At 43.3% G+C, this 25,503-nt stretch carries 29 protein-coding genes; 12 read left to right on the top strand and 17 right to left on the bottom strand.

Annotated features, from left to right (window positions below):
• Positions 1–14 precede the first annotated feature (14 nt).
• Both AB1L08_RS07810 and AB1L08_RS07805 read right to left on the bottom strand, forming a co-directional pair.
• Positions 15–1,235, bottom strand: coding sequence for an ABC transporter permease (locus tag AB1L08_RS07810; RefSeq protein ID WP_413064110.1), 1,221 nt, complete (start codon positions 1,233–1,235; stop codon positions 15–17).
• Positions 1,222–1,968, bottom strand: a complete 747-nt coding sequence (locus AB1L08_RS07805) for an ABC transporter ATP-binding protein (protein WP_413064109.1) — start codon at positions 1,966–1,968, stop codon at positions 1,222–1,224. Before AB1L08_RS07805 ends, AB1L08_RS07810 begins: the two co-directional genes overlap by 14 nt.
• Before the next feature lie 386 nt (positions 1,969–2,354).
• Between AB1L08_RS07805 and AB1L08_RS07800 the strand changes: the two genes are divergently transcribed.
• Both AB1L08_RS07800 and AB1L08_RS07795 read left to right on the top strand, forming a co-directional pair.
• Entirely contained in the window at positions 2,355–2,777 is a 423-nt protein-coding gene (locus tag AB1L08_RS07800; protein ID WP_413064108.1) for an HIT family protein, read from the top strand.
• 141 nt (positions 2,778–2,918) lie between these two features.
• Positions 2,919–3,437 (top strand): tryptophan transporter, encoded by a 519-nt coding sequence (locus AB1L08_RS07795; protein ID WP_413064107.1) that lies wholly within the window; start codon positions 2,919–2,921, stop codon positions 3,435–3,437.
• A gap of 53 nt (positions 3,438–3,490) precedes the next feature.
• On the opposite strand, the gene yhzF is transcribed toward AB1L08_RS07795, so the two are convergent.
• Positions 3,491–3,601, bottom strand: coding sequence for a membrane protein YhzF (gene yhzF / locus AB1L08_RS22570; RefSeq protein WP_489686523.1), 111 nt, complete (start codon positions 3,599–3,601; stop codon positions 3,491–3,493).
• Between the two features lie 210 nt (positions 3,602–3,811).
• On the opposite strand from yhzF, the gene AB1L08_RS07785 reads away from it, so the two are divergent.
• Together AB1L08_RS07785 and AB1L08_RS07780 are read left to right on the top strand one after the other, a co-directional pair.
• Positions 3,812–4,189, top strand: coding sequence for a YtxH domain-containing protein (locus AB1L08_RS07785; RefSeq protein WP_413064105.1), 378 nt, complete (start codon positions 3,812–3,814; stop codon positions 4,187–4,189).
• 138 nt (positions 4,190–4,327) lie between these two features.
• Entirely contained in the window at positions 4,328–4,897 is a 570-nt protein-coding gene (locus AB1L08_RS07780; RefSeq protein WP_413064104.1) for an HTH-type transcriptional regulator Hpr, read from the top strand.
• Positions 4,898–4,903: 6 nt separating this feature from the next.
• Here AB1L08_RS07780 and AB1L08_RS07775 read toward each other — a convergent pair whose 3' ends face one another.
• Positions 4,904–5,242 (bottom strand): DUF1878 family protein, encoded by a 339-nt coding sequence (locus AB1L08_RS07775; RefSeq protein ID WP_413064103.1) that lies wholly within the window; start codon positions 5,240–5,242, stop codon positions 4,904–4,906.
• A gap of 131 nt (positions 5,243–5,373) precedes the next feature.
• Between AB1L08_RS07775 and AB1L08_RS07770 the strand changes: the two genes are divergently transcribed.
• A complete protein-coding gene (locus tag AB1L08_RS07770; protein ID WP_413064102.1) occupies positions 5,374–5,916 on the top strand; it encodes a DUF3267 domain-containing protein in 543 nt (180 codons plus the stop codon).
• 88 nt (positions 5,917–6,004) lie between these two features.
• A complete protein-coding gene (locus AB1L08_RS07765; RefSeq protein ID WP_413064101.1) occupies positions 6,005–6,184 on the top strand; it encodes a hypothetical protein in 180 nt (59 codons plus the stop codon).
• Between the two features lie 90 nt (positions 6,185–6,274).
• Here the strand turns inward: AB1L08_RS07765 and AB1L08_RS07760 are convergent, their stop codons facing one another.
• A complete protein-coding gene (locus AB1L08_RS07760) occupies positions 6,275–6,367 on the bottom strand; it encodes a YjcZ family sporulation protein (RefSeq protein ID WP_413064100.1) in 93 nt (30 codons plus the stop codon).
• An 86-nt stretch (positions 6,368–6,453) separates the two neighbouring features.
• Complete coding sequence (locus tag AB1L08_RS07755; protein WP_413064141.1) at positions 6,454–6,540, bottom strand: YjcZ family sporulation protein; 87 nt, start codon at positions 6,538–6,540, stop codon at positions 6,454–6,456.
• Between the two features lie 179 nt (positions 6,541–6,719).
• Between AB1L08_RS07755 and AB1L08_RS07750 the strand changes: the two genes are divergently transcribed.
• Complete coding sequence (locus AB1L08_RS07750) at positions 6,720–7,634, top strand: peptidylprolyl isomerase (RefSeq protein WP_413064099.1); 915 nt, start codon at positions 6,720–6,722, stop codon at positions 7,632–7,634.
• 57 nt (positions 7,635–7,691) lie between these two features.
• Here AB1L08_RS07750 and AB1L08_RS07745 read toward each other — a convergent pair whose 3' ends face one another.
• The 4 genes from AB1L08_RS07745 to AB1L08_RS07730 form a co-directional block, all read right to left on the bottom strand.
• On the bottom strand, positions 7,692–7,883 hold the full coding sequence (locus AB1L08_RS07745; protein WP_413064098.1) for a sporulation YhaL family protein: 192 nt from the start codon (positions 7,881–7,883) through the stop codon (positions 7,692–7,694).
• Positions 7,884–7,967: 84 nt separating this feature from the next.
• The gene (yhaM, locus tag AB1L08_RS07740) at positions 7,968–8,912 is read right to left on the bottom strand and encodes a 3'-5' exoribonuclease YhaM (protein WP_413064097.1); all 945 of its coding nucleotides are present in this window, start codon (positions 8,910–8,912) and stop codon (positions 7,968–7,970) included.
• A 33-nt stretch (positions 8,913–8,945) separates the two neighbouring features.
• Positions 8,946–11,948 (bottom strand): ATP-binding protein, encoded by a 3,003-nt coding sequence (locus tag AB1L08_RS07735; RefSeq protein ID WP_413064096.1) that lies wholly within the window; start codon positions 11,946–11,948, stop codon positions 8,946–8,948.
• A gap of 15 nt (positions 11,949–11,963) precedes the next feature.
• A complete protein-coding gene (locus AB1L08_RS07730) occupies positions 11,964–13,199 on the bottom strand; it encodes a metallophosphoesterase family protein (RefSeq protein ID WP_413064095.1) in 1,236 nt (411 codons plus the stop codon).
• A gap of 711 nt (positions 13,200–13,910) precedes the next feature.
• On the opposite strand from AB1L08_RS07730, the gene AB1L08_RS07725 reads away from it, so the two are divergent.
• Entirely contained in the window at positions 13,911–14,096 is a 186-nt protein-coding gene (locus AB1L08_RS07725; protein WP_413064094.1) for a YhzD family protein, read from the top strand.
• 53 nt (positions 14,097–14,149) lie between these two features.
• Here AB1L08_RS07725 and AB1L08_RS07720 read toward each other — a convergent pair whose 3' ends face one another.
• The 3 genes from AB1L08_RS07720 to AB1L08_RS07710 all read right to left on the bottom strand — a co-directional run bounded on the left by AB1L08_RS07720 (position 14,150) and on the right by AB1L08_RS07710 (position 17,284).
• Positions 14,150–15,016: a Cof-type HAD-IIB family hydrolase gene (locus AB1L08_RS07720; RefSeq protein ID WP_413064093.1), complete on the bottom strand. Its 867-nt coding sequence runs from the start codon at positions 15,014–15,016 to the stop codon at positions 14,150–14,152.
• A 742-nt stretch (positions 15,017–15,758) separates the two neighbouring features.
• Positions 15,759–16,112 carry a YlbF/YmcA family competence regulator gene (locus tag AB1L08_RS07715; protein ID WP_413064092.1) on the bottom strand — a complete coding sequence of 118 codons (354 nt, stop codon included), beginning with the start codon at positions 16,110–16,112 and terminating at the stop codon, positions 15,759–15,761.
• Positions 16,113–16,144: 32 nt separating this feature from the next.
• The gene (locus AB1L08_RS07710) at positions 16,145–17,284 is read right to left on the bottom strand and encodes a DUF445 domain-containing protein (protein WP_413064091.1); all 1,140 of its coding nucleotides are present in this window, start codon (positions 17,282–17,284) and stop codon (positions 16,145–16,147) included.
• Positions 17,285–17,940: 656 nt separating this feature from the next.
• On the opposite strand from AB1L08_RS07710, the gene AB1L08_RS07705 reads away from it, so the two are divergent.
• From AB1L08_RS07705 to AB1L08_RS07695, 3 genes are all read left to right on the top strand, one after another.
• The gene (locus tag AB1L08_RS07705; protein WP_413064090.1) at positions 17,941–19,266 is read left to right on the top strand and encodes a YheC/YheD family protein; all 1,326 of its coding nucleotides are present in this window, start codon (positions 17,941–17,943) and stop codon (positions 19,264–19,266) included.
• A 14-nt stretch (positions 19,267–19,280) separates the two neighbouring features.
• Positions 19,281–19,496, top strand: a complete 216-nt coding sequence (locus AB1L08_RS07700; RefSeq protein WP_413064089.1) for a YheE family protein — start codon at positions 19,281–19,283, stop codon at positions 19,494–19,496.
• Between the two features lie 77 nt (positions 19,497–19,573).
• On the top strand, positions 19,574–19,759 hold the full coding sequence (locus tag AB1L08_RS07695; protein ID WP_413064088.1) for a hypothetical protein: 186 nt from the start codon (positions 19,574–19,576) through the stop codon (positions 19,757–19,759).
• 467 nt (positions 19,760–20,226) lie between these two features.
• Here AB1L08_RS07695 and AB1L08_RS07690 read toward each other — a convergent pair whose 3' ends face one another.
• Positions 20,227–20,472, bottom strand: a complete 246-nt coding sequence (locus tag AB1L08_RS07690; RefSeq protein WP_413064087.1) for a hypothetical protein — start codon at positions 20,470–20,472, stop codon at positions 20,227–20,229.
• Positions 20,473–20,687: 215 nt separating this feature from the next.
• Between AB1L08_RS07690 and AB1L08_RS07685 the strand changes: the two genes are divergently transcribed.
• Complete coding sequence (locus AB1L08_RS07685; protein WP_413064086.1) at positions 20,688–20,891, top strand: alpha/beta-type small acid-soluble spore protein; 204 nt, start codon at positions 20,688–20,690, stop codon at positions 20,889–20,891.
• Positions 20,892–20,951: 60 nt separating this feature from the next.
• On the opposite strand, the gene fumC is transcribed toward AB1L08_RS07685, so the two are convergent.
• From fumC to AB1L08_RS07670, 3 genes are all read right to left on the bottom strand, one after another.
• The gene (gene fumC, locus AB1L08_RS07680; RefSeq protein ID WP_413064085.1) at positions 20,952–22,337 is read right to left on the bottom strand and encodes a class II fumarate hydratase; all 1,386 of its coding nucleotides are present in this window, start codon (positions 22,335–22,337) and stop codon (positions 20,952–20,954) included.
• 100 nt (positions 22,338–22,437) lie between these two features.
• Positions 22,438–24,519 (bottom strand): transglycosylase domain-containing protein, encoded by a 2,082-nt coding sequence (locus tag AB1L08_RS07675; protein WP_413064084.1) that lies wholly within the window; start codon positions 24,517–24,519, stop codon positions 22,438–22,440.
• 200 nt (positions 24,520–24,719) lie between these two features.
• Entirely contained in the window at positions 24,720–24,920 is a 201-nt protein-coding gene (locus AB1L08_RS07670) for a hypothetical protein (RefSeq protein WP_413064083.1), read from the bottom strand.
• Between the last annotated feature and the right edge of the window lie 583 nt (positions 24,921–25,503).

The following is a 25,503-nucleotide window of genomic DNA, read 5'->3' as shown; positions in this document are numbered from 1 at the left end:
TACTTCTTTTTTCTTTATCTAATGGTATCCCCCACTCTTTTTGGCGCATAGCGCATGGAAAACCAGGCAGCAAGGGCAATACCGGCCGCTCCCGTATAAACGGCATTTAAAAAGCTGCCCTTTAGGACCAGGACCAAGATAAACAAAACTGCCTGTCCTGCCAAAATGTAAAACAAAAGCTTTACAAAAGCTTGCTTTTTAACATGATGCGAAATCGGATAAAGCTGTACCCACACCTTTAAATCGTGCCGGCGGTAGACCGGCAGAAGCTGAAAGCCTGTTAAATATAAAAAAGTCAGGGCAACGGCAATCGTAATATACGGATTTTCCAAGAACACCAAAAGAATCGCCGGAATTACCGTCAAGCGAATGATCAGTCCCGAATACTCTTTCGTCCGCAACAGCGTTCTCGAAAACAAATGCAAATAAATTTGATCCCGCCCATACGGTATGGACCGAAAAATGGGATCCAGCCACTTTCTTCTGCCAACGTTGCTTTTTAAATGGGGAACATCCGTAAACATATTGGCGGTACGATAAAACATCTGCATTCTTCCAGACTCTTTTTCAATCAGCTTTTCCCATTTAAGCGGCCGCTCCTTCGCCAAGTTTTCGGAATGCAAGGTATAAGCCATCATAAAAAGTGCAGCGGCCAGCATCATGATGACTGAGGCCTGGATGATGAGAAAATAAAGAAAAAGGCCGTTAAGGACAAAGCGGATTGTAAAATCTGCCATTAGCATGTTTTGTGTTGCTGTCTTTAACGTATTCCAATGCATGCGCATGTTCCAAACTTTCAGTAAAAGCAGGCAGGCAAACATAATAAAGAAAAACCGGAGGTTGACACCGTTTGTTTGATACAACATCGGCATCAGCGCTGCCAAGGCAAGCAAAAGCAAATAGGATTGCAGCAGAAAGCTGAGCCGGCCGCCTTTCTGGAAATACCCGGATAGGCGCTTTTCCAAGGGAAGAAGAAAAACGGCATCCGCTTCTTTTAACAAAGTGATGATCGGGCTCACCGAAAGGAATCCGGCCAAAATGGCCGCGGCAATGACTGCTCCGGGAAATTCGGGCCCGATCATTCTTACCCACTGCGAATAATAGTAAATGGCCGCGCCCCCGCCAAATATGAGAACAAACTTTAAATGGTCATTCAGCATATATTTGAAATACCGCCTGATCTCCTTCATAAACGAATGGAGCCGTTCCGGCCATAGCGATTCAATCTGTTTCATTCGTCTCTTCCTTTGTCAGATGAATATATATATCATCAAGCCCTGCGCCCTTCATTCCAAATTCCTCCCGCAAATCGGCCAGTGAACCTTTTGCCCGGACTTCCCCGTTATGCATCATTATGAAGCCGTCACAAAACCGCTCTGCAGTAGCAAGGATATGGGTGGACATCAATATCCCTGCTCCCTGCTCTTTTTTTCTGTTCATCAGTTCAAGCAGCGATTGGATGCCGAGCGGGTCCAGGCCCAAAAATGGCTCATCAATGATATAGAGCATCGGCTCCACTAAAAAAGCGCACAGGATCATCACTTTTTGCTTCATGCCTTTGGAAAAATGCGCCGGAAACCATTTTAATTTTTTATCGAGGCGAAACTCCTTTAATAACGGGCCGATTCTTTCCTCGTATGTTTCTTTCTGCAACCCGTATGCCATCGCTGTTAACTGGAGATGTTCCTCCAGTGTCAATTCTTCGTATAAAACAGGTGTTTCAGGTATGTATGAAAACTGCCTGCGATATTGTTCCGTATTTTCTTTTAATGTGATCCCATTGATCGTTACCGTTCCGGATCTTCCTTCCATCAGTCCAATGATATGCTTGATGGTCGTGCTTTTACCGGCACCGTTCAAGCCGATCAGCCCGATGAGCTGACCTTTTCCGACCGAAAAACTGACGTTTTTAAGTACGGGGTTTTTTGTATAGCCACCGGTTAAATCTTTCACTTCCAATAACGACATTGCAAAACGCCCTCTCTTTAAATTGCTTTCATTGTAACATATCCCAAGATCGTATGATAAGCGATTTGGGCCTGCGCTTAATCCGTCATTCCCTCTTTTTTCCGCTCATGAACGAAAGCCGAAATGGTTATCTTAAGGATTGAAAGGGCGGCAAAAGAATATGGGGTGATGGCGTTGGGCGGTAATCTGCATTAAACGCGAAACACGATCAACATTTAAGGCACGAATCAAACCGTTTAAGGGGATGATAGTGTTGGACATGTTATCGATTCATTGCATTTTTCTTTAGCCACAAATCGCTCTTTCCTTACAGTGTGCAGGGCGTTTGCCCTGCACATATTCTGTGCTAAAATAGCTTTAAGAACAAGGAAAGGTGGAATCCAACCATGAGTGATTGCATTTTTTGCAAAATTGTCCACAATGAGCTTCCCTCCGCAAAAGTGTATGAGGATGAGCATGTTTTGGCTTTTCTTGACATCAGCCAAGTAACGAAAGGGCATACACTGGTCATTCCGAAATTACATATCGACGATCTATTTCAAATGGATTCCGGAACAGCCGAAAGAGTGTTTTCCCCCGTACCGGAAATCGCGAATGCCATTAAGGAAGCGTTTCATGCGGAAGGTATGAACCTTTTGAATAATAACGGGGCTTTTGCCGGACAGGAAGTTTTTCATTATCATCTGCATCTTATCCCCCGGTATGATCATACGGACGGCTTCGCCAAAACTTTTATCAGCCATCAAAACGATTATTCGCCAGCGGACCTGCAGGAAATGGCTGCAGCCGTGCGCAACAAACTTCAATAAGCTAAGCTGGCAGGCTCCATTTAAAAAAGGCTTCATTCCCCGAGATTAGTATGATACAATATTCCTAATCTTTCGCTGGCAGCATCAGAGCATGCCAGGAAAGCAGAAAGCCAGAGTTTAGCTGAGAAGAGGAGAGTTTGCATGAATACAAGAACACTCGTCGTTTTATCCCTGTTTATTGCGATCGGGGCGGCGCTGCATTTCATCATGCCCGGAATTTATTTGGGAATGAAGCCTGATACGATGCTGGCCATGATGTTTTTGGGAATTGTGTTATTCCCCGGCGTCAAAAATGTGCTCATACTCGGTATCGCAACCGGAGTGCTTGCCGGCATTACATCCAGTTTCCCCGCAGGCCTCGTTCCCAACATGATTGACAAACCGGTTACGGCATTTATTTTTTTCGGATTATACTTGCTGATCGCCAAAAAATTTACCAACGTTGTGAGTGTTTCTGTTTTAACCGCGATTGGCACGATCGTGTCGGGAACTGTGTTTCTTACATCTGCCTATTTGTTTGTCGGTTTACCCGGGACATTTGCAGGACTTTTTGGAATGGTCGTCATTCCTGCCACCGTCATGAACGCCATTGCCATGTTCATTTTATACCCTGTTGTAAAAACCATTTTAAAACGGACGAACTTGCAGCAAGCGGCCTAGTGATAACAATGGCGCCAAGAAGAACCCTTTTGGGGTTCTTTTGTTTTACATTTTTACAGAAACCAAGCTATAATAAGCATCACCAATCCGGAAAAACCAAACAATGCTGCCCGCTGTTTCAATATTTTTTTCGGCGGATAAATTCTTGGGCGCAAGCATGCCATCATATGGTGCAGCATCCCGAACAACAGGCAGATGCCAATTACGATTGCCAAACCTTTGACGATATTCAATTTCCGCCACCTCGATCCCCAATCTTTTTAAATCATATGCCGCAATGTGTGTGGACATGAAAAAGTTGGGGTATAAAGTATGTAAGGGAGTCTATTTTTTAAATCAATAAAATGAATTATAATGAGAGGGGTGATATTGACATGAATAAAAAAATGTTAACTTACGGGTTAGTCGTTGGAGGAGTTGTCGGGGCAGCAACTGCGCTGCTCTCTGCACCGCTTTCGGGAAAAGAGCTCCGCAAACAGGTAAAGGAAGCGAAAGATGAGTGGATTCGTATCGCCAATGAATTCAAGGTCAATGCTGCCGAAATGAAAGATTCGGTTACAAAGCTTTCCAAGGAAGGAACCGCTATCATTAAAGAATTGGCGACAGACGTTAAAACAGTCGTTGAAGAATGGCAGCAGGATATTGAACCTACTAAAGAATCAATGCAGCAGGAAATTAAACATATCCAACAAACGATCACTGATTTGGAAAAGAAACTGCAAGAAGGAAAACAAAAAATCAGTTCCACCTAAATATCTTTGGGCAAGAGGAAGGAATTCGACAAAACTCTTGCCTTTTTTCATTTTTTCTTTGGAAACAGAATTTTCTCATTGCATTTTTATTATTTTTTTTGCATAATAATAAAAAGACGTGCAAAGCGGGGGAATAAAATGCAAGAAGAACAATTTTCAATGAGGGAAGCAATGATTTTCAGCCAGCGGATGGCCCAACTAAGCAAAGCATTGTGGAAAGCGGTAGAGAAGGATTGGCAAAACTGGATTAAGCCATACAATTTGAATATTAACGAGCACCATATTTTATGGATCGCCTATCATTTAAAGCAAGCGTCTATTTCGGATATCGCGAAATTTGGGGTCATGCATGTATCCACTGCCTTCAATTTCTCGAAAAAGCTTGAAAAACGGGGGTATCTCCAATTTTCCAAGACGGAAAATGACAAGCGGAATACGTATATCAGGCTGACAGAAAAAGGGGAACATTTGCTGCTGGATTTAATGGCATGTTTCGAGCCCCATAAAAGCATGGTTGTCCAGGGAGCCCTGCCATTGCAAGGCCTATTCGGGAAGTTTCCGGAAATGATGGAAATCATGGCGATTGTACGCAAAATATATGGAGATGATTTTATGGAGATTTTTGAAAAATCATTCAATAATATTGAATCTGATTTTACGAATGAGGGACTGGTCATTCATGAACCAAAGATTGACAATGTTGTCTAAAACAGCTTATTCCATATTTCTCAAAAGTTTTTTCATCAGCTCAACATACATGTTTTGCTTTAAGCATGCGGAAATGGTTTCTTTCGGCGACAATTTTTTGTTTAACTTTGTGGTAAATTCCTGAAAAAGCGGAGCATAATAAACAAAATGATCCGCTTTTTGTTTTTCAAATTCTTTGTTAAGTGCTTCACAAAGATCCAGAAAATCCTTTACCTCTGATTCAGACAAATTATTTTTAATAACAAGAAGGTCAAATGCTTTTTCAGTATGATGAATCATCCCCAAAAGGAGTCTTTGGTGAAATTCCAGCCTTTCCACCCGAGCCTTCATCTCTTCCATATTCATGTTTTCCCTTTCCCCCCATACACTCTGTATCTTTGTTTAACTTAAGGAAAAAGCTTATTGCAATTCAGCACTTTTCGTCGTAAAGTATGGAAAGCGAACCATTTTGAAATCATTGTTGGAGGCTGTCCATTATGCATTGTTGGAAAACATATTATTTAAATCGCAAGTACGATTTTTTTCGGCGTTTTTTTATTTCTTCCATTGTCGCCCTGCTTGTTTTTATCTTATTTTACGTAACGATGCAGTCGTTTATGGACCGTCAATTTAACGATGATTACGTGCTTGTTTTTATATTCGCATTGATTCTTTTATACCCGTTTCATAAGTTATGCCACTTGCTGCCGATTATTCCGTATTATCGATACATGAAGTGGGAAATCGAGTTTTTTTATCTTTTGCCGGTTCTTAAGATGAAAGTGGAATATCCAATTCCGAAAAAAAGATTTGTGTTTGCACTTATTTTACCATTTTTACTGATCAACGCGGTACTTTTAACAACCTTATTTCTTTTTCCGGAGTATGGCCACTATATTGCCATTTTATTTGCCTTAAACAGCGGTATGTCCGCCTTTGATTTTATTTACATTAAGGCGCTGTTCTCCTCTCCAAAAAATGCACTTGTGGAGGAAAATGAGGATGGATACGACCTTCTGATTGAGGATGAGGAGGATTAATCACCAAGCATTTTGAAGATGGCACTATGATTTTGATGTAAAATTTGCTATTCTTTCATTATGAAGGAAGTAAGGGGGAGGATCATTCTTGGTATCTTTTTTTATTGTTTATGCAGTTCTCATATTATATGTTTTTAATAATTTAACTTACTCCCTCTGTATCCAGAGAGAGATTCCCGAAGAGCGCCATCCCAAAATTTTTCGGACAATTAATATTTTGATTACGATATTGCTATTTTCATCTTATATTGAAATTTTGTACACATAAACGCAGGCTGGTCCAAAGACCGTATAAAAAGGAGAGACGGGATCCGGGGATCCCGCCTTTTTTGGGCTTATATAAACCGTTATTGGCTTCTTAGTAAAACCAAGCGGCACCTACGATTACCAACAAAATGAACAACACGACGATCAGGGCAAAGCCCCCACCGTATCCGGCTCCTGCGCTCACTTTCTACACCTCCTCTTTACCATTCACCATTTATCATATTCATTGATGATTGTATTGCTCAGGATATGAGCCCGTTTTTCAACAAATTAACAAACGTATGCCGCTCCAATAATCACCAGCAAAATGAACAGAACAACGATTAAAGCAAAGCCTCCTCCGCGAAAGCCTCCCATCGTTCATGACCTCCTTTCCCATTCAATACAGCATATGCCTTGCAGGGCTAATTGGCTGAAGCAAACGCCCAATTTGCTTCGATTTTATGGAAACAGTTTTTTTCTGCAACCATCTATGATATAGTAAGTTTTGTGGAATTTCTCACAAAGAGATATAAAAATACAGGGAGTTGTCTTATATGAAAAAATGGGTATTCACCCTTACGATGGCGGCAGGAATCGTCGGTTTGGCAGGCTGCGGCGGCCAAAACAGCGATACAGTGGCAAAAACCAAAGCCGGTAATGTAACAAAAGAAGAACTTTACGAAGCAATGAAAGATAAAGCCGGTGAACAAGCCCTTCAGCAGCTCGTGTTCGAAAAAGTACTTTCCAAAGAATACAAAGTTTCGGATAAGGAAGTCGACAAAAAATTGGACGAGTTGAAAGAGCAGCTCGGACCCCAATTTGAAATGGCTCTGATGCAAAGCGGTTTTAAAGATGAGGACGATTTCCGCCAGTCGCTGAAAATAAATTTGCTTCAAGAAAAAGCGGCGGTCAAAGACATGAAAGTTTCTGAAGAAGAAGTGAAAGAATATTACAATAACAAACAAAAAGAAATTGAAGTGCGCCATATTTTAGTGGATGATGAAAAGACTGCGAAGGAAGTCAAATCAAAACTTGATAAAGGCGAAGACTTCAAAAAGCTAGCAAAAGAATATTCCGTCGACACAGCCGCCAACGAACAGGGCGGCAGCCTTGGAACGATTTCAATTGATGAACCGCAAATGGACGAGACATTTAAAAAAGAGGCATTCAAATTAAAGAAAAACGAAATCAGCAACCCGGTTGAAACACAATTTGGCTGGCATATCATTCAGGTGACGGATATTAAAGAAAAACCAAAAAAAGACAGACAGCCGTACGATAAAGTGAAAGATGACTATGCCCATCAGTTAAAAGTGGCCAAGCTCGATCCTGAGACTATACAGGAAGCTCTAAAAGATGAACTGAAAAAAGCAGATGTCAAAGTAAATGACAAAGATTTAAAAGAAACATTTGACAACATACTAAATGAAAAGAAAGCCGAAGACGACAAGAAAAAAGCAGAAAAATAAAGAAGCTGCCCTCATTGGGCAGCTTCTTTACATCCAACAACATTGGCCAAAGTAATCTTAAGCATTTCCCGCTTCATTTATTCCCCTTTTCCGCTCTTTCTCTTCTTCCATTCTCTTTATAAAAACTTCCCCTTCTTTTTCAATCCATTCCTGTTCCACTTCCCGGTCTTCACGGGCCGTTTTCACCGCCATAAACGCACTGACAAAGATTCCTGCAATAACGACGTATAACCAAATGGGCAGGGACATGTATGACATCTCCTTTCAAGAGCTTGACCGTTTGTTGTATCATATGATGGAATCCCAAAAAAAATGCCCCTAATTAAGAGGCATTTACGAATGGAATGTCGGCTTGTAAAAAGAACGATTGTCCAGCGGAAATATTTTTTCCGTGAATTCCCCGGGTTTTACCCGTTTTAAGGCGCGGTCCAGCATATTCATTTTGGCATCCAAATTATCAATCAGATGTAATATTTCCGCTTCTTTAATCATTGGCTGCTTCGGGCTCCCCCATTCCATCTTTCCGTGGTGGCTTAAAACGAGATGCTGGAGAACAACGACTTCTTCCCCGTGAATCCCGAGTTCCCCGGCCGCTTTTCCGATTTCGTCCACCATGATCGTAATGTGGCCGAGCAAGTTGCCTTCAATTGTATAAGAAGCTGCCACTGGGCCCGTCAATTCGAATACTTTGCCCAAATCATGCAAAATAACACCCGCATACAGTAAATCCCTGTCCAGTGACGGATATAATTCCGTGATCGACTTGGCGAGATCCAACATGGACACGACATGAAATCCGAGCCCGGAAACAAATTCATGATGATTTTTCGTAGCAGCCGGATATTCAAGAAACTTCTCATAATATTTACGCAGCAGATGCCTGGTAATCCTTTGGATATTGGGGTTTTTCATTTCAAATATATATTGTGTCACCTTGCTGGATATTTCTTCTTTTGTCAATGGGGCGGTTTCCAGCAAATCTGCTGTCGATACTCCGTCATGCGGAGTCGACCTCCTAATCTGCTTTATTTTTAATTGCATCCTGCCCCGGTAATTATGGACTTCCCCCGCTATCCGCACGATCGTTCCCGGTTGATAAACCTTGACTTCATCATCGGAAGCATCCCAAAGCTTCGCTTCTATATCTCCCGACCGGTCCTGGAGAATGAGCGTCAGAAATGGTTTTCCGTTGCTCGCAATTCCCCTCGTCGCACTTTTGATCAGCAGAAACATATCGACATGTTCGCCAACTTCATGTTCCAACAATTCTTTTAACATCCAAACGCCTCCATCCCCGTTGTTCCAATCAAATTATACCATAACCCTTCCTGATTGAATCCCGCTCAATTGAACGGCCCGTTTTTCAAGTTGCATGACCTTTTCTCCGGGAAGCTGTTCGATCAAATGCGGATGGCAAGTAAACAGCAATACTTGCGTATCGGAACTGACTTGTTTTATCAATTTTAACACCCGCTGCGTACGTTTCTTGTCAAAGTTTACAAAGCCGTCATCTATGAAAATCGGAAACGGGAATTCTTCCCTCAGTACGTAAATCAGGCCCAAGCGAATGGCCGTATATAACTGTTCTCCCGCTCCTTTGCTCATTTCGGCGGGCGTAAAAACTGTCCGATCCTTTCTTTCGACAACAAGGTTCCCGTCTCCCTGCAAGTAAAGGCGCCTGTATTCGCCGTCTGTCAACATGGTGAAAAATTCCGCCGCTTTTTGCATGGCCTGCGGAAAGCGTTCTTCCTGATACTTTTGCAATGTTTTTTTGAGTATCGCTTTGGCCGCGGCAAGTTCGGCCCACTTTTTGGCGTCCTCATTCAAAATCGACCGCATGTGATAAAACTGATGAAGATGTTCCGTATAGGTTCCTCCGTTTTCCAGGAAGCGGATTTCCTGTGCCAGCGATGCCAGTTGATGGCGGAAGCGGTCCAATTTCTGCTCATCCTTTTCGATGGATTCTTTCAGCACAGCGATTTCACCTTTTAATTCCCCGACAGTTTGGAAGTCGGGAACAAGCTGATCCGGATCAACTTGGCTCTCCAAAAGATTCAGTCTCACTTTTAATTTTTCCGCTTCGGCATACAGCTCCGCTTTTTTTCGAAATGCCTCTTCCGTTTCAACATCCGCCGCTTTCAGCAATTTAGAAATATGTGCGTTGATTTCTTTTTGTTCATTTTCATGAAACAGCACATCCGCTTGTAAAGCCTGAAGCTTTTTCTTCAGCTCCTGGAATAAAATTTGCTTTTTGCGTTCCTTATCCAGTAAATTTTTTAAGATAAAAACAGCTTCGGAAGGCTCTGTTACCGGAATATCGAATGAGCCCAAAATGGATTTTAATTCGGCGAACCATTCTCTCTGTTTGCCGGATAACATGCTTAATTGCTCCTTTTGGTTTTGTATATGCTCGTCAAGCTTCTGCAGCCGTTGCAAAAGTTGAAATGCATCTTCCAGCTTTCCATTGAAAAAACTTTCGGAAAGCCCAAACGATTTTTTGATCTGGTTCAAACCATTTTGAATGGCCGCCATGGCGCTTCTTATTTTTTCAAGATGAACCTTTGCGTTTTCAACCTTCTTTCTTTGCTGCTCCAATAGATGGTAGGATTGCTTCCATTCTTCACGGAGCTTGAGCTGCCTTTCAAAACGAACCGTAAAATCTGTTTGTCCGGCAGCTAACGAAATTGCTTCCTCTATTGTTTTTAATTGCTCTTTCTTTTTTTGGATGCTTTCATCGTATAACCCGACATCATTTTTTTTCCGCCACGTAAAAGTGACGCAGGAATAAAGGATGGCGGCCAATGAGAACAGCGCAAATATCCACTCGCCGGATAGAAAGCTCCATATGAAAACAAAGGCAAACAGAGACAGAAACAGGCTGTTTATAAAGAAAGCCTGCTTTCTTTTTTGCTCCTTTTCCTTTTCTTCACGGCTCTTTTGCCGGAGAAGGCTATCAATCTCCATTTCCAAATACCGCTTTTCTTGTTCCGCCAATGCGAAAGACTCGTGCATATCATACTGTTTTTTCCATTTTTGAAATGTTTCTTCATCGATCAGGTCCCGTTCAATTTCCCGACACGTTTCCTCCCATTCTTTCAGCAATGCAAGCTCATTTTTCAGCATGTCTTCACTGTCGCTTAATTTTCCTTCCAGCCGGACAAATTGCCCAACCTGATCTTTTAATTTCGCTTTCATATCCATCCCAAGGTTTAATTCATGAATGGATGCGGAAGCGTCCCGCGACCAATTCAGCTCCTTCAAAATATGTGCAATTTCCTTTTCAGATTCATCTATATCTCGATTAATCACGGACATTTTTTCGGCATTTTGCTCATATTGGGACCAGCCCCGGAGGAGCAATTCCGCCCGATTTTGCTCAAAGCCCGGCAAGGGTGAATGCTCCTCCAGCTCCTTCATCGTTTCCGCCACTTTTTGTTTGGCCGTTGTCAAAGCGCTGCCTGCGCGAATCATTTGGTCTTTATATTTATCAAGCCTGGCAATCCCTTGTGCCGGAAAATCGACGGGCCCCAGTTGTTCAAGCCGCTTTTTGAGCTGTTGGGTCTCCATAATGAGCGGCCACGCCTTGTACAGCTCCTCATATTTTCTGAACCGTTTCTTTTTTTCGTCCAGAATTTGGTCCAGCGCCCTCATGCCATTTGCTGCATTTTCTTTCTCCTTAAGCAATGTTTCATATTTTATGTTTTCTTTCCTGGCTTTTTTAAGAAGCTGTTCCTGTTCACGGAGCTGTTTTATTTGGATATTGATCCGGGGCTTCCTTCCGCCCGGCTTAAAAAGCTGCTGCAGTTCTTTTTGAAAATGCTGTTCCGCCTGGAGCAATAAATCCGTGCCGACCGTTCCTGCCGCGATCAAATACTTGGCGATATCTTCTTCTTTTAAACGGTGAACTTGCTGCAATCCTTCAAGATGAAAGGAAAAAACACTTTCAAACATCTGCCTGTCCATTCCATTTAACATTTCACGCAAAAATTCCTCGCCTTTTACCGTTCCGTCTTCCAGCAAAATCATTACATCTCCCGCAGCTTTTCCCCTGATCCGTTCGATCGCCACTTCACCGAATTTTTCGGATGCCATAATGATTTTTCCTCCATAAGAAGATCCGGTTTTCGGTTCGTATCTTGGCTGGGACGACTGTTGTTTGGGCGGAAATCCGAACAGCATGCTTTGAACAAAAGACATGATCGTCGATTTGCCCGCTTCGTTCTCACCGTAAAATATTTGCAGATCTGCCAGGTTTTTGATGTGGAGATCACGAAATTTTCCGTATCCGTATATGTATATTTCCTTGAGCCGCAACGTTATTCTCCCCCTTTACTTCATTTTGGAGATGGAGTGAATCACGAGCTTTTTGGCGGAATGAAGAATGTCCCCTATTTCTTGTTCAGTCAAGGCATCCAAATAACGGCTTCCGTATATATGCGAATAAAGCTCTGAAATCACCTCGTCCAATCCATTCTCCCTTAGCTCCAAAAGGATGTTTTCGATTGTGCCGGCAAGTTGTTCGTCAATGACATCAGCACTTGAAAAATGAGGCGCTGCAATGTGAATCCGATAAGGCCAAACAAACGCACCTTCCGATTCGGAGCTGTCTTGGAGCATTTCAAGAAACTCTCCATTCTCGATCGTCCGCAAAACATGATCCAAAAGCAAATCCGCACGGTGAAGCGTCAAACTGCAAAGAATCCCTTCGGTTTTGTTTGACCTGATCGATTCCATTTCTTTCATGCATTCCGTAAAAAGCTGCGTGAGATCCATGCCCTCCCGGACTTGAATGCCGACTGATTCCCACCGGATATCGGCCGTTTCGACAAATTCCATTTTTGCTTCGCCGCCATCATTTAAAACGACAAAATAGCATCCTTTTGTCCCGCTCTCTTTTCGATGTCTCCCCTGAATGTTTCCCGGGTATACGATATAAGGATTGGCATGCAATATTTGTTTGTGATGTATGTGGCCCAGCGCCCAATAATCCATTTCCTTTTTCAGCAATTCCTTCACCGAAAAGGGAGCATAAGGCTGATGCGCCCCGCCTTGTCCTTCTTCGCTGCCGTGAAGCATGGCAATATGGAAATCCGCTCCGTCCACCCTTTTATATTCTGAAATTTTCCGGGAATAGACATGCCGTTCCGGATAACTGAACCCATACACATGGGCGGAAACCCCGTTTTTGCCTGTCCAGCGGAAAGGTTCGACTTTCTCGGAAAATATCCGTACATTTCCCGGCATGTCAAGCGCTGTCCAATCACCGCCCAAGTGATCGTGGTTTCCATGGATCATAAAAACGGCTATTCCATTCTCTTCCAGGCGTTGAAGCTGTTTTCTCAATCGCGCCTGTGCCTTGATGCTGCGATCTTCACCATCAAATAAATCACCGGATATGAGCAGGAAATCAACTTTTTTTTCGATGGCCGCATCAATTACTTTTTGAAAAGCCGCAAACGTACTTTCCCGCAAGCGCTGGAACAATGATTTCGGCAAATGGCCCAACCCCCGGAAAGGGCTGTCCAAATGCAAATCTGCTGTATGGATAAAACGGATTTCTTTCATAAGGCACTCACCCCCAAACGAATATACGTTCTCAATATTATACTAGAGTTTGGGAATGCTTGCACGATCCATCTTTTCATTTTTCCGCAAATATGTAATGATAGTGATAAAGAAAAGCGCAAGCGCCTGGCCCATCGACGTACAGACTGAGCTGAAATGCGGAAGACGGCCGCCTAGGGGCGACAAGCGCTGGAGGGCAATCCAGCGAAGTCGTTCTTTGACTTCGTTGGATTGACCGAAGCGACCTCGAGCCCCTGCCGTCTGCAACTAGACAAAAGTGCCTTTGACGAGATAAAGGAAATACGGCGGGGAACGCAGGCTCAAGCGGCAACGTCCTCGAAAAAGCTTACGCTTTTTCTTCGTGCGATGATGATGCTGCCGAAGCTATCCTTGTCCTGTCGCTTCGCCTGCACTGGCACGTCCTGTGCGGCGGCAGGCTCAAGCGGCGACTTCCTGTCGCTTCGCCTGCACTGGCACGTCCTGTGCGGCGGAGCCGATGTTGACTTATCGTAGGAAAGCTGCTTCTTTGAGTTAACATCGTGAGCTTTGCGCGAGGTGAGCCTATACTTCCCCGAATAAGCTGCGCCGCAGGAGCACATTAGCGCTAGTCTCTCAGTCGATAGGCGCTGGAGCTGGACAAAGCAGATACTTTTTTCAGCCTAATATTCAAAAAAATTTATACTTTAACAGTTTAAAAAGGGAGGCATTGGAATGGGAGCTTATCAATTAACCGCTTTTGAAAGAACAGGAGAAAAACTGTTGGATGAAACGTTTGAAGCAGAAAATGAAAATGAGGCAAAAAGGAAAGGAAACGCCATGTTGGCTGAAAAAGGATTGCTGGATAAAACACACAGATGTACAACACAAGCGGGAAAACTCATATTATTTCACCGTTAACACAAATTGGCGCCGCAAGCTTAATGAAAAGCGGAAGGCGCCTTTGCAAATGTTTAATTAAGCATATTGTTTTTCTTTAAAAATTCAATGCGGTACTGTTTTCTAAAGTGTTCCCGAACCATATAGGCCAAGCCGTTTTCATTATTGGTCCTCGTAATCCAGTCAGCGGCATCCTGCAGCAGGGCTGGGCCATTTCCCATGGCGACCCCCAAACCCGCCCAACTGACGAGAGGAATATCATCATAACCTGCCCCGACGGCAACAACTTCGTGCTGTTTGATGCCGAAGTGATCACAAACATATTTTACTCCATTTAACTTGGAAGCGCCCGCGGCCACAATTTCCATCTTTAACCCGCCAGACTCGATGCAGTGGACTTCTTCGTACATGTCCCCGATCGTTTTTTTGGCATCTATCATATCGGTTTCAGTGAAAAAAATCACCTCGATTTTTGGCGGAGAAACTGGAGCATCCAATAGCCTTTCACTCAGGGAATCCACATATCTTTCCTGATAAATGAATCGGCTGGCCGACTGGAAAACCACCTTTGCCATCATATTATTGGGGATTTTCACTTTGTTGCCCAATAAAAACGTTTCATGAACAAGCCGGATTTGGCAAGGAAAGGACTCCAGCAGCGTGACAAGTTCGCTTGTGATCTGTTCATTAATCCTATGGACATATATCGGTTTGTTTAAATGCTTGGCGATGAAAGCGCCTTGGTGTGTAACCAAATAGGAGTCGAGTTTTAGCGTTTTTGCAACACGTTTGGCGGCCGGAAAATTCCTGGAAGTTGCGAGCGTTATATGAATCCCCTTTTCCAGCGCAAAATCCACTGCTTCCCGGGTATGTTTATGAATCTTTCCATTGTCCTGCTCAATCGTTCCGTCGATATTCATAACAAGCATTTTATATATCATGCTGCATGTTCCCCCTTTACGCAATCTCTGCCTTTATCCATATATACGAGATGCGCGGAACAATTAGAACAAACCCGCCGGATTTGAAAATGGAATTAAGAAAAGCGCAAGCGCCCGTATCTTCTGCAAATATTAAGACAAATTGCCGAGTAAGCCTTGACTTTAATTAGTGATTAAACAACTGTCGATAATTCCACTAAAAAAGCTAAAAATCTCATCCATAATAGACGCTCAGCCCCTCTATTCAGAGGGAAAGGACCCACCTGCTGGCTCGCTTTGAACATCTAAGCGACATTTTACAATATCATCAGAATTTGGGCTCTTTCAAGATTGGATTGTCGATTTTAACCTTCTTCGGGCTCCTGAAACTCTCTACGTGACCCAAATGACGAGATTTTCCCTTTTACGGTCACTTAGAAACTCTCTACGTGAACGGAACCAACAAAAAAAGCGCCTTGCTAAACGCAGACAAACAAGACGATTCCCAAGGAGGCAGCCGCAAGCGAATATCGGGGGGCTAGGCCGCTGGCCGCCTTAGGTCGCCACGTTCCTGTGGCCGGCGGCACTAGGACTGTCCGTCGGCAGGCTCAGGCAGCGACGTCCTGTCGCTTCGCCTGCACTAGCACATCCTGTGCGTCGGAGCTATACACAGATAAGCTTCTTTTGAAGAAAAATTTTCTTAGCAAGTTATACTTAACACTAAGAAACAGGCACATGAACGTTCATGCGCCATTCGCTTCCGTTATCCGGAAATGGAACCGTATAGATCATCAAGTGGTTTTAGAATAATTTTATTCAACTCGGTAATGACCATGCTCATCCGCTGTTCCGCTTCCATCAATTTCGCCACTTTCGGATTTTGCTGCACACGGTTGGCAATTTCCTGTGCCTCCATCACTTCATCTTCCGTAATATCCCGGCCTTCTATTTGTTTTTGCTGAAGCTCCAATTGAACATTCCGGAATTCATCAAACAACGTGCTGGCTGCTGCATCATTGGCCACAGCGGCATACATTTGCTTCAGGTAACTGAATTCAGGACTTTTTCGCATCGCTTTTTCAAGGCTATACGCATGGTCATATAAATTGGCACTCATTTTAACAACTCCTCCTTCCATAGTTTAACATATTATGATGCAAGCGTAACAATGATACCTTGGATGACTCCAATCGCACCCCCTAGAATGGCCCCGAGATAAGTGATCATGGCCAATTCTTTTTTAGCGATCGAAATGACGAGTTCTTCCAGGTGCTGCAGTGAAAACGACTCGATCTCATTCCTGATAATGTCCTCTATTTGAAAGCGTTCCATAATCTCCCCGGATTGCTTCGTCAAATATTCACCGATGACTCCCAGAAGATTGGGGAGGACGGATTCACGCATTACAGCCCTGTATGGGGAAACGATTTCCTTTACGGGTTTTTGAAACATTTGATCCCATTTAATCGTGCCGGCAGCAGTTGATTGCAAAAATGACACGACTTTCTGATCATTAACATGCTGAAAGAATTCATCGACCTTTTTCTGTTCAATTTTTCCAACTTCTTCTTCCATGATGGAGACAAGCAATTTTTTCGTGTTTGGATGATGCAGAAATTTTAACAGTTCAGGCTGCACTTTTTCGGAAAGCTGTGCTTCCCCAATAAACATTTGAATGAGGCTCCACATTTTTCCCCTGTTTTGGAAAAAATTTTCAATCATGATGGTGATTTTTTCTTTTCCTTCCTCACTTGTAAAATAATCGCTCCCTTTTTTAATGATCTGGTCAGCGATGAGGGGAATATTTTGATAAAAAACCGCCAACCACTGTTCCGGAATGATTTCCAATAAGGTTTTGTCTTTATATTGCTGTTTTAATGAAAAATACTTTTTTTCAATTTTATCGTTGATATAATCCGAAATTTTCTCACCGAGATCATTTATTTGCATATGTTCAAACAATTTTTCCAAGGTGATCCCTTTATCAAGCCAACCGGATAACTTATCATTGATCCAGATTTCCATTTCCTGTTTGAATTTTTCATCTGTAAATTTTTTTTTGATGCTGTCAGGTGTGACCAAATGGCTGACGACAAGCCGCCCGATTTGCGCCGCCAGCTCGCCTTGTCTTTTCGGAATCAGCCCCGGCGTAAACGGGAGCCGCCATTTACCGATATAAATCGGATGAAACGGCCGAAACAGCATTCGAATGGCGAGAAAGTTTGTAAAGCCTCCGATCACTGCCCCGATCACCATCATAAACAAAATTAATGTGAACCAATTGTTCATACGTAAATCTCCTCCAAATAATCAATTAAGACTGAATAAAAAAGCAGGCTTCAACCAGCATAAGACCATTCTGCTGCTTTGGGCATCATGAATCGATGTTCCCGTGCCGCCTGGCATCCTGTCACTTCCCCCATTGGCACTTCATATCCGTTAAAGCTTGATAAAGCGCAAGTTGTCTTGCTCAGCAAGGGCAAATAAGGCGAAACACGCAGGAGGCCCCCGCCTCCGGAGTGTTGTGACTTATGACCCCGAGGGGCTAGGCGCTGGCGCCTTAGGTCCCCACGTCCTGTGGCAGCGGCGGCACTAGGACGTCCTGTGCGTCGGCAGGCTCAGGCTGCGACGTCCTTGAAAAAACTACGCTTTTCCTTCGTGCGATGCTAATGCTGTCGAAGCTCTCCTTGTCCTGTCGCTTCGCCTGCATTAGCACATCCTGTGCGTCGGAGCTATACACAGAAAAGCTTCTTTTGAAGAAAAATTTTAATAGCAGTTATGTTTTCTTTACTTTTAAAAAATTTATGCTCTCTTTCCTTTGAACAAAGACATTTACACTGACATACGATGATAAGAAATGAGCCCAAAAAATGCGGTCATGACCTGATTATAAAGAATGGCTGTATACAAGGGCAAATATGGACGCTCCCAGGGAGGCTTCAGCAATGAAAAGACATTTTAAGATTGATTTTTTTGAAGACGAAAAGTTGGAATTGCATTACCCGGAGGATTTCAGTTTTAAACAAAAACATCAATATGCGGCTTTCGGTTCAGCTTTGGAAAAAACTGTGTTTATAAAGCATCCGGAGGGCAGAAATGTGGTCGGTATCAGTACCGGACTGCGCGATGCCCTTGGACTTCCGGATTTTGTTTCGTCCATCAGCCTTTTTGAAAATGGGGAAACATTATATTTGGGACCGCTTGTCGGTATTTTTACATCTGGCTTTACCCCGAAACAACTCGCTCCGGTCGGATCAAGGTCGGACTTGTTTGCAGGGCAAATGTCGATGCACAGCGAATTGGGGTCCGTTTCTTTTTTATTCGGAAAAGAACATATTGATTGGGACAACGGATTGATACAAGGTTTTTTCCATACTAAAGAAGGTTGGGAAAAAAGACCTGTTCCTTTTCCAAACATCGTCATAGATCGGCTTCCGAAAGGTTCAAGTGAAAACAGGGATGCAAATGCCCAATTAAAACAAAAACTGGAGAATGACTATTTGATCCCCTGGTATCATCCGGGATTTTTCAGCCAGCTTGAACTTTATGAAAAACTGTACAATGATGCACGGGCAGAGCCATATTTGCCAGAAACGCATCCTTTTATCTCTTTTTCGTCCGTGGAGCGCATGCTGGATGATTATGGCCATGTTTTCTTAAAAGACGATGACGGCAAATCAGCCTGCCAGCTTCTTTATCACCGCAAGGAACGATTATATTACTGCCGCTTATTTGATCAAACAAAAAAACTTCTAAAGTTCAAAACCATTGAAGGTTTTTCAAGAAAAATATTTGCAAGAAGGCAATTGGAAAAATTTCTCATACAACAGGGCATCCGTCTCATCCGAAAAGAAAACAAAGCAGTTGATTTTCATGTTGTTGTCCATAACAATAACAAATGGGGAACGGATACCATCAAAGCAAAATACGCCTACGAAAAAAGCGGAACAAACGAAATCTCCTTTGAAGACGTATTTCAAGACGAAGCCGAACGGATGAATCAGCGGAAAAAGCTTGAAAAGGCTGCCATTGATATTGCATGTGCGATCGAAGACAATTTGGGAGGAATTCTCACAGGAATGGAATTGGATTTAGGCATGGACCGTGATGGCCATATATGGCTGCTTAAAGTGGAGGCAATACCCAATCAATCCATTTTTTTCCCTCCCGGATTGGGACGTACAGATTATTTGACAAAAAGGCTGGCGGGCGCCTTTTTGGTTCGGCTGAACAAAAAGCAGGAAAAAGAACTGGAGTTATCGAAAAATTAGATGGGGTGACACCAATGCTGCAACATTTTCAATACAGTCCGTTGTATCGCGATGAAAGAATTCCCGGCTGGAATATTTCCTTTTATTTTAGCGGAAAAAGGTATGAGGGCATTTACAGGCCAGACGGGAAGATTGATTGGCTTGCCGGAGCGCCTGAAGCAAGGATCCGGGAAAATCTTGAGAAGCATATCCATGATTTAATGCTGTTTCATGTTTATGATCAACGTTAGTCGGAAAACTGCCATTGTTTTCTATGAATGATCCATTACGGAGGCTGCCTAAACTGTAAACAAAGGAGGGTCATGTAATGGATCAAAAAAAAGACCAATTTTTGCCGGACACAGAACATGAAGGAAAAGACCAATCTTTTCTCGATATTGACCGAATGGTGAACGAAGGGCTAGCCGGCGGGACGGTAATCATGAGAAAAGATGGTGCAAACATCGAACAGACTATAGACCTTTTTCCTGAAGAACCGCTGAAAAAACAATAAACATGCGATAAAGGGCCGGGTGTCCGTGCCCTTTTTTGCTCTTTCGCAAATTTAGACCGTCTGGCTTCTTCTGCTCTGACTTTAAAAAAAAGCGCAAGCGCCTTGCTCAGTACGGGCCATAAGGCAAAACACGCAGGAGGCCTACTGTTTGATTTATGACCTCGGGGGGCGGCCTAGGTCCGCCGCGTCCTGTAGGCGGCCTGGCGGCAATAGGACGTCCTGTCCGTCGGCAGGCTCAGGCTGCGACGTCCTTGAAAAAGCTGCGCTTTTCCTTCGTGCGATGCTAATGCTGTCGAAGCTCTCCTTGTCCTGTCGCTTCGCCTGCACTAGCACGTCCTGTGCGTCGGCAGGCTCAGGCTGCGACGTCCTGTCGCTTCGCCTGCACTAGCACGTCCTGTGCGTCGGAGTTGGACACTGAAGGTTATGCTTTCTTTACTTCCCAAGAAAGAACGCGTCAGCTTTATTTCTTATTTATGATGAACCGTCAATTCTTGTTCGTTTCCGCAGCGGGGGCAGACCAGTAAATGTACGCATTCCGGCTTCCCCGCACTGTTTGGAACGCCATCCGCCAATTTGTTCCAATCGATTTCCATATAAGGAGAATAATCGTCGTAGTAATCGTAAATTTTTCCTCCATCCTCCATTTTTCCCTGACACACGGAACATTGGTAATATTCATCGCTTATTCCATTGCATAGCGGGCAAAATGACATATTGCAGCCACCTTTTTTGATTAATTTTTGTGTCTGCCGTGAAATCATGCATAAGCGGTGCAGGGAAAAATTCCCTTTTGTCCATATGCATATTTTTTCCCTAAGAAAACAAAATAGAAATACATTGGGTTAGGCCCAGTAGCTAACATGCATGTTTGTCGGTGCAACTCCGACTAACCCAACCAATTTATATCATACAACAAGGAGATGACAACATGGCTAACAACAACTCCAATCAAATCCTGGTACAAGGAGCCGAGCAGGCGATTGATCAAATGAAGTATGAAATTGCACAAGAGTTTGGCGTAAATCTTGGCGCGGATACGACCTCCCGTGCAAACGGATCTGTCGGTGGTGAAATCACCAAGCGCTTGGTAGCAATTGCCCAGCAGCAGCTTGGAGGATTCTCCGGCCAATAACATGATAACATGAATGGAAAAAAGCCCCCGGGAAATACCGGGGGCTTCATCCGTTTGTATTTACTTTGGAAGGTTAACCATTTTGCTTGGGTCGATCCATTCATCATACTGTTCTTCAGTTAAATAACCTGTTTTAATGGCCGCTTCTTTCAATGTTGTTCCTTCTTTATAAGCCAATTTCGCGATTTCTGCAGCTTTTTCGTAGCCGATGTGCGGATTGAGGGCTGTAACAAGCATTAAGGAACGATTTACATTTTCTTCAATAACTTCCATATTGGGTTCCAAGCCGCGGACACATTTTTCATCAAACGAAACCATTGCATCTGCAAGCAGATGGACCGATTGCAGGAAGTTATAAATAACCACCGGCTTAAAAACGTTCAATTCAAAGTTCCCCTGGCTTGCGGCAAATCCGATGGCTGCGTCATTCCCGAACACCTGGACAGCCACCATCGTAAGTGCTTCACTCTGTGTCGGGTTTACCTTGCCAGGCATGATGGAGCTTCCCGGTTCGTTGGCCGGAATCGTAATCTCGCCGATGCCGCTTCTTGGGCCGCTTGCCAGCCAGCGGACGTCATTGGCAATTTTCATCAAATCGGCTGCCAGGCCTTTTAGCGCACCGTGGACAAAAACAATTTCATCATGGCTTGTCAGTGCATGGAATTTGTTGTCGGAAGAGACGAATTCATAACCTGTTTGTTTGCTGATCTGCTTTGCGACTTTGTCGCCGAATTCAGGTTCCGCATTTATCCCTGTTCCGACGGCAGTGCCTCCAATGGCCAGGTTGAGAAGATGTTCAGCACTTTCCCGGATCATTTTTTCACTTTTTTCCAGCATGGCGCGCCAGCCGCTAATTTCCTGTCCGAGTGTCAGCGGTGTAGCGTCCTGCAAATGGGTACGCCCGATTTTGATGATGTTCATGTATGCTTTTTCTTTTTCAAGAACTGCTTGTTTCAATTGTTCCAGCGCAGGAACCAAATCATTGTAGATGGCATGATAGGCTGCAATATGCATGGCCGTTGGAAATGTGTCGTTGGAGCTTTGTGACATGTTGATATCATCGTTTGGATGAATCTTTTCATCCACACGTTCACCCAACAGCTCGTTTGCACGGCGTGCAAGCACTTCGTTGACGTTCATGTTGGATTGTGTACCGCTTCCCGTTTGCCAAACAACAAGCGGAAAATGCTCGTCAAACTTACCTTCCAATACCTCATCGCAAGCTTTGAGGATCGCATCTTTTTTCGCGTCGGACAACTTGCCCAGCTCATTGTTTGTAATGGCTGCTGCTTTTTTCAATTGGACAAATGCTTTAATGACTTCCAGCGGCATTTTTTCATGTCCAATTTTAAAGTTCTCCTTGCTTCTCTGTGTCTGTGCTCCCCAATACTTGTCTGCAGGAACTTTCATTTCACCAATTGTATCCCGCTCAATCCGGAATTCCATTTCGTACATGCCTCCTCGTGTTCTTTAAACACATGTATTCTCTCATAAAACGCCAAAAATTTCATCTTCCGTGACTGAAGAAAAAACGGATTTGAAATAACTATTGTTCTTTCATCCTTTGATACGTCTCCCTCAGTTTTTCTTCCAATTTTTCAAGATTGCCTTTTCCTTTTTGCAGTTTTTCCTTCCATTTTCTGGCTTGATCCATCATTTTTTCGTCAAATTGATCAAGCTTTTCTTTTATGGATTGGTCCTCTTTCTTTTTCTCTTCTTCCAGCCGCTGATTGACAGAAAGTGTATCAAAATCTTCTTTTTCTATATGAGGAAGAGCATTTTCCATCATGGACCGGAAAATGGGAACGACGGTGTCGCTGCTCGATCCCATTAAATAATGGTTTCTGTCGGTTATATCATATCCGAGCCAAACAGCTCCGACAAGATTTGGTGTATATCCGACAAACCACTGGTCTTTTGTGCCGTCTGAAATTTCCGGATAAGGGAGCTGGGTTGACCCGGTTTTTCCCGCAATGGAGTAACCTTGTAATTTGGCATTTCTTCCTGTTCCGGTTTCTACAACATTCAGTAAAATCGAAGTCATTTGTTTGGCCGTTTTGCTGCTAGTAACACGGGTTGATTTTGGTTTAAATTCAGCCTCAACATTGCCGGTGGGACCGACTATTTTTGTAATAATGTGGCTTTCCATCCTTTTTCCGCCATTGGCGAATGCTGAATAAGCCTCGGCCATTTGCCGCGGTGAATAGCCCGTAGTGGTTCCTCCCAGCGCAAGGCTTAAGTTTTTATCCTCTTTTTTGATGGGCAAACCGAATTTTTTGGCTGCTTCCACTCCTTTTTCCAAGCCGATTTCATTTAAAAGCCAAACGGCCGGGACGTTTAATGACTCCTCTACGGCTCTATACAGCGGGACTTCTCCAGCATATTGGCCGTTAAAATTTTTCGGCGTGTATTGATCAAAAGACATGCCTTCTTCATCCTTTAAGGTCGAGTGGGCCGTATACCCTTCCTCAAGCGCCGGCGTATAAACGGCCAGCGGTTTCATGATGGATCCTGGCTGTGCCTTCAATTGGGTGGCCCGGTTATAGGCCCTGAACGTATGCTCGCCGCGGCCCCCGACAAGCGCCCTGATGCCGCCCGTTTTCGGGTCAAGAAGGATGGATCCGCTTTGGGCAAGGGTCCCGTCGGCACTGGATGGGAAGAGGGCGTCATTCGCGTATACTCTCTCCAGGCCGGCTTGTAGATTTTGGTCCATTTGAGTATAGATTTTGTACCCCCTCGTCAAAATCTCGTCTTGGGTCAGTCCATACTTGTTGATCGCTTCATTGAGAACCGCATCTACATAATAAGGATATTTTCCTTTCAGCGGGTCTCCTCCCTTGTCATCCAATACAATTTTTTCATGAAGGGCTTCTTTATAATCTGATTCAGAAATCATTCCAAATTCGAGCATTTCCTTTAATACCAGATTTCTTCGTTCAACCGCCCCTTCAAAGTTTTTATAGGGATCGAGTGCGGTCGGCCTGTTTACAACGCCTGCGAGCATGGCCGCTTCACTTAATGTGACGTCTTCCACATCTTTTCCAAAGTATTTTTTTGATGCGTTTTGCACACCCCACGCACCCCTGCCAAAGTACACTTGATTTAAATACATTTCCAGTATTTCATCTTTTGTAAATTTCTTTTCGATCTCAATTGCCAGAAACACTTCTTCCAGCTTTCTTTTGTATGTTCTTTCCGGTGACAGGAGCGCGTTTTTCGTCAACTGCTGCGTTAACGTACTTCCTCCCGCCCGAATTCGGCCTGACATTAAATTTTGAAAAAAGGCCCGAAAAATCCCCCGGACATCAAACCCCCTATGGCTGTAAAAACGATGGTCCTCAATTGCGACAATGGCGTTTTTTAAATGATCGGGCACTTCGCCGATCGGCACGCCTTCCATCCGGTTGGCGGATATTTTGCTGGCTTCATCCCCATCTTTGTCATAAATGACGGTAGCTTGGGCCAAGCCTTGTTTTAACGATTCTACATTTGCCTTGCTGGCCAAATATGCAAAATAGGATAATCCTATTAATATGAATAATGATACGACCAATAATAAGATTTGGTTTAAGTGGGCTTTTTTCCATAACCTTTTGACTGCAGCCCATAGTTTGTGTAAAAATTCCATTTCTTTATCCCTTCTTTCGTCCACACCCATGCTACAGTAACCCATCTTCTAATATAAAGTTTTTCCATTTGAAAAGCTATTTCTTTTTTATGGCTGATTATCAAGTTTCAAAAAATATTAGCAGGGTAAAGAGATTGTAACTGGCTGCATATTTATTCCAGCACCCCTGCTTCCCCATAAAAAAAACAACCGGATCCGGATCACCAGTTGTCTGCTGTTTTTTTATCTTGATGTAATTGCGCGTTTTGCTTTTTTAACCTTAAGATTTCATCGTCCATTAACTTCATATACATATAAACAATTTGCTTCGTCTTATCATGAGCCCCGATGACATCCAAATGCTTCATACATTTTCGAATGACTGGATGCTGTATTCTGCTGAGTTGATTTTCATTTTTCATTTCATTACACCCCGCATGACAAGATTCTGCCTTGTCCGATTATATATTGCACCTTGTCTGTCCTTTCGGCATCAACATATATTACAGCTCTGGAGTCTGAAAATTGGGTAAAAAAGCTTTTATTACAGTTATTATAAATGCCATGGGAAAATAAATATATAGGCATATATCCCTGCTTTGTAAAATGGTACAATGGACGTGAAGTTTTGTTCTTTATTAAGAAAAATTTGCAAAAATTTGTATGAAAAACGAATATTTTGCTAAATGACAGAATAATAGTAGTAAATAAATTCTTCCTGAATCCGTGATATAGGTTGTTAAAACCCTGTAAATAAGATGTTATCCTGGTGTTTTTTCCAATTTCCTCCACTTGATGAATTAGAAAAAACAAAAAAACACAAAACACAGGATACTTCATTGATTTTCCGATTTTTAAACGCTTTTGAGGGCATAGTGAAATAAGCCTTGTGATTTCCAATTTTTTTCAAAGGCTGGGTTAAGGGTCTGGATTTGATTTAACAGTATAGCCGGCTTAGTAAAAAGCGTAATAAAGCCTTTCGAATACCGGCATCCAGCGATGATG

The sequence above is a fragment of the Siminovitchia jepli genome, assembly GCF_047228825.1.
Taxonomy (GTDB): domain Bacteria; phylum Bacillota; class Bacilli; order Bacillales; family Bacillaceae_C; genus Siminovitchia.
The sequence above is the reverse complement of the archived record's forward strand: the minus strand, read 5'-3'. Positions and strand labels throughout refer to the sequence as shown.